Origin of the sequence: Nostoc sp. FACHB-152, from assembly GCF_014697475.1 — a bacterium.
In the GTDB taxonomy this organism is placed as follows: domain Bacteria; phylum Cyanobacteriota; class Cyanobacteriia; order Cyanobacteriales; family Nostocaceae; genus Nostoc_B.
Map to the genome: position 1 here is coordinate 38,603 of NZ_JACJRV010000021.1, position 12,659 is coordinate 51,261.

12 protein-coding genes are annotated in these 12,659 nt (G+C 42.3%); 2 read left to right on the forward strand and 10 right to left on the reverse strand.

Translation table 11 applies throughout. From position 1 onward, the window contains the following. Positions 1–11 precede the first annotated feature (11 nt). Entirely contained in the window at positions 12–773 is a 762-nt protein-coding gene (locus tag H6G76_RS16835; protein WP_190702741.1) for a DNA polymerase beta superfamily protein, read from the reverse strand. A gap of 81 nt (positions 774–854) precedes the next feature. Beyond that, positions 855–1,448, reverse strand: a complete 594-nt coding sequence (locus tag H6G76_RS16840) for a MarC family protein (RefSeq protein ID WP_190702744.1) — start codon at positions 1,446–1,448, stop codon at positions 855–857. Positions 1,449–1,662: 214 nt separating this feature from the next. Between H6G76_RS16840 and H6G76_RS16845 the strand changes: the two genes are divergently transcribed. Then, complete coding sequence (locus tag H6G76_RS16845; protein ID WP_190702747.1) at positions 1,663–2,478, forward strand: carbon-nitrogen hydrolase family protein; 816 nt, start codon at positions 1,663–1,665, stop codon at positions 2,476–2,478. Positions 2,479–2,676: 198 nt separating this feature from the next. Here H6G76_RS16845 and dhaL read toward each other — a convergent pair whose 3' ends face one another. Next, entirely contained in the window at positions 2,677–3,312 is a 636-nt protein-coding gene (gene dhaL, locus H6G76_RS16850; RefSeq protein WP_190702750.1) for a dihydroxyacetone kinase subunit DhaL, read from the reverse strand. 1 nt (position 3,313) lies between these two features. Next, the gene (dhaK, locus tag H6G76_RS16855) at positions 3,314–4,387 is read right to left on the reverse strand and encodes a dihydroxyacetone kinase subunit DhaK (protein WP_190702754.1); all 1,074 of its coding nucleotides are present in this window, start codon (positions 4,385–4,387) and stop codon (positions 3,314–3,316) included. A 618-nt stretch (positions 4,388–5,005) separates the two neighbouring features. Between dhaK and bchE the strand changes: the two genes are divergently transcribed. Beyond that, positions 5,006–6,601 carry a magnesium-protoporphyrin IX monomethyl ester anaerobic oxidative cyclase gene (bchE, locus tag H6G76_RS16860; RefSeq protein WP_190702757.1) on the forward strand — a complete coding sequence of 532 codons (1,596 nt, stop codon included), beginning with the start codon at positions 5,006–5,008 and terminating at the stop codon, positions 6,599–6,601. A 222-nt stretch (positions 6,602–6,823) separates the two neighbouring features. On the opposite strand, the gene H6G76_RS16865 is transcribed toward bchE, so the two are convergent. The 6 genes from H6G76_RS16865 to def form a co-directional block, all read right to left on the reverse strand. Next, a complete protein-coding gene (locus H6G76_RS16865; protein WP_190702760.1) occupies positions 6,824–7,417 on the reverse strand; it encodes an HMA2 domain-containing protein in 594 nt (197 codons plus the stop codon). Between the two features lie 254 nt (positions 7,418–7,671). Next, positions 7,672–7,974: a DUF5132 domain-containing protein gene (locus H6G76_RS16870; RefSeq protein WP_190702763.1), complete on the reverse strand. Its 303-nt coding sequence runs from the start codon at positions 7,972–7,974 to the stop codon at positions 7,672–7,674. A 75-nt stretch (positions 7,975–8,049) separates the two neighbouring features. Then, on the reverse strand, positions 8,050–10,371 hold the full coding sequence (locus tag H6G76_RS16875) for a heavy metal translocating P-type ATPase (protein ID WP_190702766.1): 2,322 nt from the start codon (positions 10,369–10,371) through the stop codon (positions 8,050–8,052). A 130-nt stretch (positions 10,372–10,501) separates the two neighbouring features. Further along, positions 10,502–10,807 carry a hypothetical protein gene (locus H6G76_RS16880; RefSeq protein WP_190702769.1) on the reverse strand — a complete coding sequence of 102 codons (306 nt, stop codon included), beginning with the start codon at positions 10,805–10,807 and terminating at the stop codon, positions 10,502–10,504. Positions 10,808–10,839: 32 nt separating this feature from the next. Further along, positions 10,840–12,009 carry an HMA2 domain-containing protein gene (locus tag H6G76_RS16885; RefSeq protein ID WP_190702771.1) on the reverse strand — a complete coding sequence of 390 codons (1,170 nt, stop codon included), beginning with the start codon at positions 12,007–12,009 and terminating at the stop codon, positions 10,840–10,842. A 96-nt stretch (positions 12,010–12,105) separates the two neighbouring features. Then, entirely contained in the window at positions 12,106–12,639 is a 534-nt protein-coding gene (gene def / locus H6G76_RS16890) for a peptide deformylase (RefSeq protein ID WP_190702772.1), read from the reverse strand. Positions 12,640–12,659: the final 20 nt, after the last annotated feature.

Below are 12,659 nucleotides of genomic sequence, written 5' to 3' on the forward strand. Positions count from 1 at the left end.
AAAGATAAAATTTATCCTTCAACAGTCTTCATTCTCAAACGTAGTAGCAAGTCATTTAACGCAGCTTTTGCTGTCGGTGATTCAGGTAATGTACTGGCTTCGTATGCTGCTTGTAACTGAGTACGTAACCTTTCATATTCTTTGTAATGAAAAGCTAAATCAACATCTGATAAAGTAGATTTTTCTGCTTCCGCTAACTTTTTGGCAATTAAATCAGGGATATAGGATAAATTAAACACCTCATTCAGAGTAATTAAATTTGCTTCTACTACTCCTGTTTGCATTAAATAAATTCCAGTAAGCAGCACACGATAAACGTAAAGTAATGGCTTAACTCTGGGTGGCTGTTCTTTGACAAAAAGCTTCCATTGTGTGGCAGCAAAGCCAAAATAATGGTGACTGTGATGACGAGTTATACAGTCTTTGGCTATAGATTTTAACTCTTGATGTTCTGGGCTAGTTTTTAAGATTAATGGGGAGTAAAGCTGCTCTAAAACATAACCATTTTTTTTGACTAACAATAAAAAGAACTTTTTAATGTCGTGAGTTACTAAATCAATTTCTAAAGAGTCAAATACTGTTGATATTTCAATAGTCTCATTACCCTTATCTAAACCTACAACTTCTATCGCTGGTAAAATATGCACACCCCGCAAATCATAATCTGAATCAGGCGAGGGAAAGCCATATAAATGCGAACCACTAATAGTAGCAAATAAAAACGGGTAAGGCTGTTGCTGAATAATCGTGTTAACAGAATTTGGGATATTCATAGCTTTTAAGAGAAGTGCGATCGCTACTTTATTTATTGGCGAAGCAGTGAACTCTATCTTGCCAGCAAACTCAAGATATTTTTAGTGCAGAAACAACTCTTTAATTCCTGTACTGCCAATTTCCACCGCCAATGCAGCTAATAAAAACCCTAACAACTGGGTTACAATCACTGCACCTTCCACACCAATTAATTTATCAATCTGGTTTGCCAACCGCAAAATCAGCCAAGTGACAAGCATCGCCACGATAATACCCAGTGTTACACCCAGATGGGGAGTATGAGATTTTGACATAAATAACATCACAGTTGTCAACGTACCCGGCCCGGCTAATAAAGGCAAAGCTAGTGGGGTAATGGAGACATCGCGCCCTTCTTCGTGTATGGGTGTATCTAGTTCTCCCCGCAGCATTTGTAAGGCGATTAACAGCAGCAATAAGCCGCCAGCCACGCGCAAAGATGCCATGCTGATTTCGAGATAGCTTAAAATGTATTCACCAGAGAAAGCAAATAACAACAGAACTGCGATCGCTACGATACTCCCTTTATCAATTACTTTGTTTCTGTCTTCTGGTGACATACCCTTGGTTAAAGCTAAAACTATTGGTATATTGCCTACAGCATCTGCCAGGACAAACACTGCAATAAAGGTTTGCACAAAAATGGAGGTATCCACAGTAGCGATCGTTTATCAAAGTTTGATAACAACTTACCCTGAATCTTGGTCAGTTTCCTAGAACCAGTAGGAAGATTGAAATAAAACCCTGGGGACACCAAGCTTCTTAAAGAAAAGCAATATTTACTCATTGCTACGGAAGCTCCAAAGTTCTTTATGTAACGATATATTTGAGTATCTGTCCCGCACACATCTACTTTTTGTTGTTGAATTTATGAAGTCTTATCTAGCCGCCGCTATTCAAATGACAAGTGTGCCTGATTTGTCTAAAAATTTGGCACAGGCAGAAGAATTAATTGATCTTGCTGTGCGTCAAGGTGCTGAATTAATTGGCCTACCAGAAAACTTTTCTTATATGGGAGAAGAAAAAGACAAACTGGCGCAAGCAGAAACTATCACTCGCGAATCAGAGCAATTTCTCAAAAAAATGGCTCAACGCTTCCAAGTGACGATTTTAGGCGGCAGCTTTCCAGTTTTGGTAGAGGGTACAGGCAAAGTTTATAATACTTCCACACTGATTGAACCTAGTGGTATAGAAGTTGCCCGTTACCAAAAGGTACATTTATTTGATGTGAATGTTCCTGACGGCAATACCTATCGTGAATCTAGCACTGTGGTGGCTGGTACACAACTCCCATCAGTGTATTTTTCTCAAGAACTGGGCGGTATTGGTCTTTCTGTTTGCTATGATGTGCGCTTTCCAGAATTGTACCGCCATCTGTCTAGCAAGGGAGCCGATGTGATGTTTATTCCGGCGGCTTTTACAGCTTTCACTGGCAAAGACCATTGGCAAGTGTTACTACAAGCCAGGGCAATTGAAAATACTTGCTATGTAATTGCACCCGCCCAAACTGGAACGAATTACGCCCGTCGCCAAACTCACGGCCACGCCGTAATTATCGACCCTTGGGGAGCCATTTTAGCTGATGCTGGCGAAAAACCTGGAATCGCGATCGCAGAAATTAACCCCTCGCGTTTAGACCAAGTGCGTCGTCAAATGCCTTCTTTGCAACACCGCGTGTTTGGCTGAAATGAAGTCTGAAGGATGAAGTATGAAGTATGAAATTTTAGCTTCATACTTCATCTTTAATAAAATTGAGCAAATCTCCGCGCCCCTCTGCGACTCTCTGCGTTTCAAAACATTGGTTCTGTACCTCACTTAACTGGGAATCGGTAGATAACAAAACTTAGGCACTAAAAGGCTTTCACCTCTGTTACCTGTAACCTGTTACCTGTCACCTGCTATAGTTTCCAATAAACTCCTCAACATTAAATAACAAGAAGTTGCACCTGGGTCTTGATGTCCAATGCTGCGTTCTCCTAGATAACTAGCGCGTCCTTTTTTAGCAAGCATCGGTTTGGTGTTTTCTAACGCCTGTTCTGCTACTGCTACAGCTTGTTGCATTGCAGTTAAAGTATCTTTACCTTCTTCGACTGCTTGCTTAAAAGCCGCCACAGCCGGAGACAGTACATCAACCATTGTTTTATCTTCTAGTTGGGCTTTGCCACGTTGCAATACTCCGTCTAACCCAGCTTGCAGTAATTGAAATAACTCTTGTGTGGTTAGTTCTTGTTTACCAGTTGTTACGGTACTGGCTTTTAAAAATAGTGTGCCGTATAAAGGCCCGCTCGCACCGCCAATACTAGAAATTAAGGTCATACTAACTGTTTTCAAAATGCTGCCAATATCTTGATTAGCTAAAGTTGGTAACTGACTCATGACCTTTTTAAAACCACGATCCATATTAATGCCGTGGTCAGCATCACCAATAGCTGCGTCTAATTGGGTTAAATATTCTTTATTCTGTTCTATTTCAGATGCAAAAATTTGCACCCATTGTAAAATCTGCGCTTGACTGACCATATTACATACCCCATCGCAGATTTGGCGTGTGTACTGGTGCATCCCACAAGCGGAGAAGTTCATCATCCAACTTGAGTAATGTAATTGAGCAACCTTGCATTTCTAAAGATGTAATATAAGGGCCAACTAAATTACGGACAATTAGCATTCCTCGTTGTTCGCAGATTTCTGCCAGCTGACGATAAATCAAATAAAGTTCCGAGAGCGGTGTACCACCCATACTATTAACAAAGACTAACAAGCGATCGCCTGTTTGCAAAGGTGGATCAACTAATTCTACATCTACCCATTCGCCGCTATTTTCATCCCACTCCCGCACAACCCGGTTGTAGTCAACATCATCCAGGATTGTTTGGGTTAATATCTCTGCAATCTCATCTGCTGATTTTAAATCAATCCTTTCTCGGCCCGGTTCACCATGAATCCCGATGCCGATTTCCATTTCGCGATCGCTTAGGGTAAATGTTGGTGTACCGCTAGCTGGTACAGTACAAGATGTCAAAGCAATGCCCATACTCCGACCATTCAAATTTACCCGCCGACACAAGTCTGCTATCTGTGGCAAATCATAACCTTGTTCAGCCGCCGCACCGCAAATTTTTTCTGCTAATACGGTTGTGCCGACACCGCGACGACCTTGGGTGTATAAACTATCCTTGACAGCCACATCGTCATCTATCAAAATATTCAGCACACGGATACCTTCACTTCGGGCTAACTCGGTTGCCATCTCAAAGTTCATCACATCGCCACTATAATTTTTGACGATATAAAGGATACCAGCCCCACCGTCTACCTGTTGGGCAGCCGCCAGCATTTGGTCAGGGGTAGGTGAAGTGAAAACCTCGCCAGGACAAGCTGCGTCTAACATTCCCTGACCTACAAACCCGGCGTGCATCGGTTCGTGACCACTGCCACCACCAGAAATAATTGCTACTTTACCGGGTATAGGTGCAGTAGCTCGATAGACAAAGGTAGGGTCATAGTTGACTTTGATTAAATCTGAATGGGCGATCGCCATACCTGCTAGACTTTCTTTTACAAAGTCTTCTGGTTGATTGATCAGCTTTTTCATGATCTGTGTTTGAGTAGGTGCTACAGATCAGGATAATAGACTTTGGGTTAAACTACTTACTCAACCTGTGATGGTAGGTGATAGGTTACAGGTTACAGAGTTAATATAGTTTTTCCTTTTTATTTCCGGCTTCAGAATTACGTCTTTTTGTATTAACATTATTTTTAACATAGATGCTGCAATGTTACGTGTTACTTTTAACTCAATAATTACAAGTTAAATTATCAATAAAATCTGGGTATTGGTTGCTACAGCAATCAATATGCTGTGTGCGGTTGGAAAAATAGCTAAATTTACTATTACTTTTTCATAAGTTTTGAAATGAGCTATTTACGTTATGAATAGGCTCTAAGATACAGATCATACTTAATTTTATTATCTAATATTAAGTTTTGAAAAATGGTATTTATTTTCAATTTTGATAACTATATAGTTATTGAAAGCCGTACATACTAGGAAATAAAAAATAGAGATAATAAATCTTTTATATTTCATCTTAATTGGCAGGAAATTATCCACAAATCTTTCTAAAAATTTTGCATTTGCCAGAAGCAAAGTTCATGCAAAGTGGAAGATTTTGAATCGTTGAGTCCTCTGGTAAGAATTAGGAGGTAGTATATGCGGATTATGATGATTCAACCCAATTATCATTCTGGTGGTGCAGAAATTGCGGGAAATTGGCCACCAAGTTGGGTTCCTTATGTTGGTGGGGCGTTAAAGGCATCTGGGTTTACTGACATTTGCTTTATTGATGCCATGACGGATCATATTGCGGATGATGTTTTAGGAAAGATGATTGCCAAGCATCAGCCGGATATAGTACTGGCAACAGCAATCACGCCGATGATTTATCAATCGCAAATAACGCTGAAGATAGTTAAAGAAGTTTGTCCCGAAGCGAAAACAATTATGGGTGGGGTTCATCCTACCTATATGTACAATGAAGTTCTCCATGAAGCCCCTTGGGTAGATTATATTATTCGGGGCGAAGGCGAGGAGATTACAGTCAATTTAGTGACAGCGATCGCTAATGGTACAGTAGAGAGCGATCGCCGGAATATTTTAGGTATTGCCTTCATGGAAAATGGGCAAGTCATCGCTACACCAGCCCATCCCCCCATTGCTGATTTAGATACTCTTACCCCAGATTGGAGCCTATTAGATTGGAGTAAATATATTTATACGCCACTCAATGTGCGAGTTGCAGTTCCCAACTATGCCAGAGGATGTCCCTTTACCTGTCGTTTTTGTTCCCAGTGGAAATTCTGGCGCAAGTACCGTTCTGGCACTCCTAAGAAATTTGTTGATCAAATTGAACTTTTGGTGAAAGAACACAAAGTTGGGTTTTTCATTCTGGCTGATGAAGAACCAACCATCAATAAACCCAAATTTATTGCCTTATGTAACGAGTTGATCGAACGAAATTTAGGCGTTTATTGGGGAATCAATACCAGAGTGACAGATATCTTGCGGGATGAGCAAGAATTGCCGCTATATCGCAAAGCGGGACTAGTTCATGTTTCTCTAGGTACAGAAGCAGCCGCCCAGCTAAAGTTAAATTTGTTCCGCAAAGAAACAACTATCGAGCAAAACAAACGGGCGATTCAATTGCTTAGGCAAAATGGTATGCTTGCGGAAGCGCAATTTATTATGGGGTTAGAAAACGAAACCCCAGAAACAATTGAGCAAACTTATCAGATGGCTTTGGATTGGAAAGCAGACATGGTGAACTGGAATATGTTCACACCTTGGCCATTTTCAGAGTTATTTGAAGAGTTAGGCGATCGCGTCGAAGTTCGAGATTATTCTCAGTATAACTTTGTCACGCCAATCATGAAGCCCGATGCAATGGAACGAGAGGATGTTCTCAAAGGTGTATTACGCAACTATGCGCGATTTTATCTCCGCAAATCTTTTGAATACTGGTTTGAAAAAGATCCATTTAAGCGCAAATATCTTTTAGGTTGCTTGAAAGCGTTTATCAAAACCACTCTCAACAAGAGTTTCTACAACCTCAAACGAGTTAAATACAAAGGCTTACATACCGAAATTGAACTAGGCTTTGATGAAAGCAAAATTCTTACCCGCGAACAAATTAGTCAACGCAAGCAAGAACATCCAGAATTAATGGCTGATGTAAATTTTGCGGGTAATATCTCTGCTTGCGGTGCGCCTAATGAACTGCCAGAATTTGTTGAGCAAGAACAAGTTTAAAACTTACAGCTTGCTTAAAATCTAGTGCTAGCACCTGATTATTTTAACGTAGACGAGCAAGCGGCTTGCCGCAGGCTACCGCAAAGGAAAAAATAAGTTTAGCGTTTCTAAAGACAGACACTTTGCTCAAGTCAAGCCAGTGCCTTGCGGAGGTTACCTCCGTTGTAGCGACTGGCGCTTCCGCCCACGCAAGTGTCCTCCTCTGGGTGAGGCAAAATTCACCTATGATTTTTCTCCTGCACCGCTAGGTTGTGGTTTCTGGACTCCATGCAGTTTGATGAAACTATCAAAGGCGTACCATGCTAAGACATACCAAGGAATGATTTCTAGCCGCAGACCTTGTTTAAGTAACTGTCTGATAGAGAGCATAGCCAGTGATAACGGGAAAATAATGCGTAAATCTACGGAACCGCTTGTTGCTTTTTCGACTCTGCTGTTTAAATCATACACGGCATTAGCGACAGTAGCTGCTGTTTCAGAGTGGCTTTCTGTGGCAATTTCAGCAAAAATTATGCCGATATCTTTGAGTGTAGCTAATACATTTTGCAAACTCTCGTCATTGCGATCGTGGTGAATCACAATACTGCCATTATGCATATTAGTCTTCACCTGACTAATGTTAGGTTGGGCATTCAACATCTTCGCAATGCGTTGCATTTCCCCAGCTTCACGATGAGATGGTGCGATTCTTAAGCGTAGCCTTCCTGGGGTATCGCTAATAATTTTTGTAGAGATTGGCAGAGATGGCGTGTTCAAGGCTTCTGCCTCCACAACTTTAGGCATCATAGTGACATTACCATGATTATTTGTAAACACGTCCATCCTCCTGAATAATACTTTGAATGTTTTTGAGTTTTGTTCACCTACCAGTCTGCTAATCTTGTTTTTAACCGTCGATAAATGCAGATAAATTTTTGCTGGTATTTTTTAGTAATTAAGAGAGACAGGTAAAGTACCCATCTCTTCGTTTACTGTCTTAACTACAAGTTTCATATTGGGGTAATCGGAAAGTTTGAAGTGTTAGGTATAAAACTTGATCCTTCATTCTTTCCAATCAACAGTCTGCAAGCTTACACACCATTATCAGATGTGTTGTCAACCGGAGTACCAGCTTCAAACAAAGGGGTTTCTCTGTTTTCAGCGAGTTCCGCTTTGGCTTCAGCTACGATGTCTTCCCAGGTTTCACCTAGTTCTGCAAAGGCTCCTTTACTTTTTTCGTAAGCTACAATTCCACCTTTGATGATGGACTTAGCAATGGGTTTACCAATTCCAGCCACCACAGGAATCAGGACGGGTGCGAGTAGAACTGCACCGATACCAGCGATAATTCCAGGTGCGCCAGCATCTTCAACTAAATCAGTAATTTTCGGCATAGTTAAAGTATCTCCAGTTAGATTGAAAGATTGTCAGAAAGCTATCTACCTTAATCTACCCAAACTCTTATCTCATCATGCTGATGGTAGAGCTTTTTTTGGGGAAGATTTAAGCATTGGACGTAAGCCGTTAACTCCTGCAACGATTGTTGAACCATTGTTAACTACCGTTGCACCTAAGGGGTTCAGCCCAAATAGCACGGCGATCGCCATTGCTGCAATATTAGGAATAGCAACAATACTAGTATTTTGACGAATCAATTTTTGGGCGTTGCGTGCCAGGGCGATCGCTTCTAAAATTCCATGTAAGTCATTTTCCATCAGTACTACATCTGCTGTCTCACGCGCAATTTCGGAACCGTGAGCAAAAGATATAGAAACATCGGCGTAGGCTAATGCGGGGGAGTCGTTAATTCCATCTCCCACAAATGCAACTGTCTTGCCTTGTTCATGCAGTTCGCGGACAACGGCGGCTTTTTGTTCGGGGAATGCTTCGGCGTGGGTATTGGCTGGGGCAATTCCGAGTTCTGCTGCTACAGCTTTAGCTGTACGTTGGTTGTCGCCGGTGAGCATATGAACTTCTACACCTTCGACCGTCAACAGGTGGTTAATCACTTCCCTTGTTTCAGGACGAAGAATATCACTATACCTTATTCTACCGAGAAGTTTACCGTTGCTGGCAACATAAATCACCGAATTGACCCGGTTGCTATCTTTGAGAGCTTCCATATCTACGCCTTGTTGACGCAAGAAGCGTTCGCTACCTACATAAACAGGTTCGCCATCAATTTCAGCTTCGACACCTAAACCGAGTTTATAGTTCCACTTGCTGCGGCTAGGAATCACAGTTTTTTGTGCTTCGGCGTAGCGGATGACGGCTTCGGCAACTGGGTGGGTAAGACGCTGTTCGGCGGCGGCGGCTATAGCTAAAACGCGCCCCTCGGAAACTTCAGGATTAAAACTATCAATACCAATTACCGCAACTTCACCCTTAGTCAAAGTGCCAGTCTTATCAAATACGATGGTATCGACAGATGCGAGTTGTTCTAAGGCGCGACCACTGCGGATGAGAATCCCGTGTTTGGCGGCGTAAGTTAAGGCTGCTAATACTGTTGTTGGGACTGATACTCTAATTCCTGTGGCAAAGTCGAGGGTAAGAACACTGGCGGCTCTGGAGGCGTTGCGGGTGACAGCAAACACGCCTGCACCCAGTAATAAGGTGGGGATAACTGCTTTTTCGGCAATTTTGATGGCGTAGTTTTCCATCCGGGTGTCATGGACTGGTGCTTCTTCCATCAGCTTGATGCTTTGTCCGGCGCGGGTGTCGTTACCTATCCGTTCTGCCAATATATAGATGCTGCCTTCTCGTACCAGTGTAGAAGCGAAGACGTGTTGTTCTTTGCTCTTCAAGACTGGTACTGATTCACCCGTCAGTTTTTGCTCATCTAGTAAAGCTTTACCCCGCAGGATAACGCCGTCTACTGGTACTTGTTCGCCAGGATAGACGATTACTGTGTCACCACTCTTAACTTCTTTGATGGAGATTTGGACTTTCTCACCATCACGCTCTACCCAGACAAATTGCCCTAGGGAATTGAGCAGATCTAATGTCTGCATTTTGGAAGAACGAGCGGTGCGATCGCGGATATTTTCCCCAATTTCAATTAAACTCAGCATCAATGCTGGTGTGAGAAATTGACCTTGGGCTGTGGTAATCACAATTGCCAACAAATCCAACACATCAATCGTCAGTTTCCGCTCCATCACGATTCCAACTACTGCTCGTTGGAATACGGGCAATGTTGCCAGTGCAATGGTTCCAGCCACCATAATTGGTGGTACAGATAATCCTAACGGCCCACCTAGCACAGCCAACCCAGTTGCTACAGCCGAAAGTTGCAATCCTGGCCAATTTGCTTCTTGTGCATCATCTTTGGCTTTTGATGACTTTTTCTGATCCAACAGCACAACGTTGGCATCATTGGCTGTCATAATCAGACAGCTAAGACGCGATCGCATTTTGGCATCGCTAACTGCACTAGGTTTATAGTTAACAACTAACGATGCAGCCGCAGGTTTAATTTTGACGCTCGTGACGAGGGGATCACCTTCTAATAAAGATTGCAGACGTTGCACATATGCTGCGTTACTACGCAACTGCGGTATCCGCAACCGCATTCTTCCGGGAACTGCATGGATAACGCTATAGACAACTTTGGGGATATTGCGGTTGGCTAGAGAAGCTTTGCCATTAGGCTGCGCCAAAATAACCTTGCCATTCTGTTCTACCGCCGATGGATAAACCTTCCTCGCACCTAGAGGAACCTCTTCTTGGGGTTCAATTTCCGAAGATTTTTGGACTACGGGCGATGCTAGTTGAGCTGTCAATGGTGTCATGCTTGATCTCGCTAAAAGTGATGGAAAACTTGGTTAATCATGCAGCAGGCTCTAATTTTCGAGCGTAAGCTGTCTCGCCAATCAATTAAGACTGGTAAGCTACTGCAAAAAAGATTTGCTGATGATGTTGTTAAATTCTGCTGGCTGGGATGGCGGCGATACCTGCCGTTGCTTCGTTGGCAGATTGAATCAGACTCTTGAAATGCGTTATTGCTGCTTCTACAACACTGGGCGTTCGCCCTTGAGAGTCTCGCAGTATCCTATTTGTATAGGTGATATTGATTCGTTTTATCACCAATGGATCTGCGTTGAGCAAGTTCTCTAAGCGTTGCACATATTGATAGCAATTACGAATTATCTTGTTTGGTTGGGCTGCTATTTTCCAGGGGCTTTCCCCAGGAGGCTGCGATGCCGATGAGGATACTGAACCCTCCATTTTCATCCTCCTGTGTTCCTTAACGGAACGCTCTACAACGGAAAGTTCGCCATATAGGCTAAAGAAAAAGACATAGCTGCGGGCTTCATGTCAGCCCATAAGCTGGATATGTTTAAATTATTACTTTTTGTTGATGTGTTTGTTGTATCTGGCGATACAACAGGCTGGGTAATTTGCTCTAGAGGCTGTTGTGGCTCTACAGTTTGCACAGGAGGTTTGGGCGGATTTGTCTGTAAAGCCAATTCCATAAGTTTTACCCAATGGTTAAGGGCTACATGACTCGGTTGATATGCGATCGCAATTGATCCTGCATCGCAATTTATCCGCAGGTTAGTTACTTGAGCATCGGTTTTTAACAACCTTTCTAACCGCCGTGCGTAGGCTTGATCCTGGGCAATACGTGGTACATGGAACCTAATCCTGCCAGGAATAGTATGAACTACAGTGTAGGCAATATTTGCTGACGGTTTTACGTCTTGCCTAACTGGTTCAACAACAGGTTTAGTTACTAGTTGTGTCAATTTAGGTTTTGCAGTTATTTTATTTGGTTTTACAGATTGGCGATCGCTAGTTTTAGCATCAGCTTGTGACTGCTGGTTGCCTTCTAATTTAGCGATTTGCGATTCTAAATAGTCAATCACCCAACGGGTGGTATCTGCGGTAATCATATAGACCGGGATGGATTTTAATCCACTAATTCCTAGTCCTCCTGTCACCGCTAACCCTGTCATTAAGGGGATGAGAGAGATAGTCTGCTCTATCCAAAAATTAGGGGATTTCCACGCAGCAAAGGGATCTCTGCGACTCTCTGACTCAGGCGAAGTTGGGTCAGGATGAATATTCAATTTTCCTAGTATAGTCAACATTTGCGGTAATGCTAGCTGGTTTTCATCAAATGTGACTACCAAACTGCTTGTTTGCTGATTGGTAGAAACTTCTTTGACACCTTTGCATTGCTGTAAATGTTGAGATACTGCTTCTAGTCTTGAGTTCAAACTATCATCAGTAGCGCGGATGCGAATGCGACCGTGTGTGGTATGTACAATCTGTATACCACCAGTTGGCAAATCCATTGCTTGCTGTGCATTTGCTATGGTGTGTTTAGTCACTTTTACTTCGTCGCTGTGACGCTGACTAGAGATTAAGTCAGGAGACAGAGCCTCTTTCGGACTTAACCCGCGACTACTGAGAGTTTTGGTCATTTACTCGATAGTTGCACCAAGGCTAAAAGGTTAACGTTAGGTTAAATATAACCTATAACTTCGGTATATGATCTACTTTTCAAGATTTATTTTAGTTTAAGTAATGTTAATAACACGTTTTTGATACTCTTGCTCGGTGATTATATGGTGGGTACTTTCGATGCGATCTATAAATACAATCCCATCCAGATGATCGTATTCATGCTGAAAAATCCGCGCTACAAAGTCATGGAATTTTTGCTTTTGTAAATTACCGTAGCGGTCATAATATTCAACTTCAATAGTCTGATATCTAGGTACTAATCCTCTAATACCAGGAATACACAAACAACCTTCCCATCCCTTAACAATTTCTGAAGAATGCGACACTATCCTAGGGTTGATCATGGCAGTGGGTTCCATTGTAGGAGCATTGGGATACCTGGGATTTGGGCGAGAAGCCACAATAAATAAACGCTTTTGTTCGGCAACTTGTGGTGCTGCTATACCGACACCATTTGCTTGAGCGACTGTGGCAATTAAATCATCAATTAATTTTTGAATTTTTTCGTCATGAATATCATCAACCCAAGCAGCTTTTTGGCGAACTATTGGGTCGCCTAATTGGGAAATTGGTAGTAAGTCAGCCATATTATAAACTCCCGTAAATT

What these genes read in the sequence shown, in the direction of transcription:
- H6G76_RS16880 (WP_190702769.1), bottom strand. Translation starts at nt 10,807, where the DNA reads ATGGAGGGTTCAGTATCCTCATCGGCATCGCAGCCTCCTGGGGAAAGC.
- H6G76_RS16885 (WP_190702771.1), bottom strand. Translation starts at nt 12,009, where the DNA reads ATGACCAAAACTCTCAGTAGTCGCGGGTTAAGTCCGAAAGAGGCTCTG.
- dhaL (WP_190702750.1), bottom strand. Translation starts at nt 3,312, where the DNA reads ATGGTCAGTCAAGCGCAGATTTTACAATGGGTGCAAATTTTTGCATCT.
- H6G76_RS16875 (WP_190702766.1), bottom strand. Translation starts at nt 10,371, where the DNA reads ATGACACCATTGACAGCTCAACTAGCATCGCCCGTAGTCCAAAAATCT.
- H6G76_RS16845 (WP_190702747.1), top strand. Translation starts at nt 1,663, where the DNA reads ATGAAGTCTTATCTAGCCGCCGCTATTCAAATGACAAGTGTGCCTGAT.
- H6G76_RS16870 (WP_190702763.1), bottom strand. Translation starts at nt 7,974, where the DNA reads ATGCCGAAAATTACTGATTTAGTTGAAGATGCTGGCGCACCTGGAATT.
- bchE (WP_190702757.1), top strand. Translation starts at nt 5,006, where the DNA reads ATGCGGATTATGATGATTCAACCCAATTATCATTCTGGTGGTGCAGAA.
- H6G76_RS16835 (WP_190702741.1), bottom strand. Translation starts at nt 773, where the DNA reads ATGAATATCCCAAATTCTGTTAACACGATTATTCAGCAACAGCCTTAC.
- def (WP_190702772.1), bottom strand. Translation starts at nt 12,639, where the DNA reads ATGGCTGACTTACTACCAATTTCCCAATTAGGCGACCCAATAGTTCGC.
- dhaK (WP_190702754.1), bottom strand. Translation starts at nt 4,387, where the DNA reads ATGAAAAAGCTGATCAATCAACCAGAAGACTTTGTAAAAGAAAGTCTA.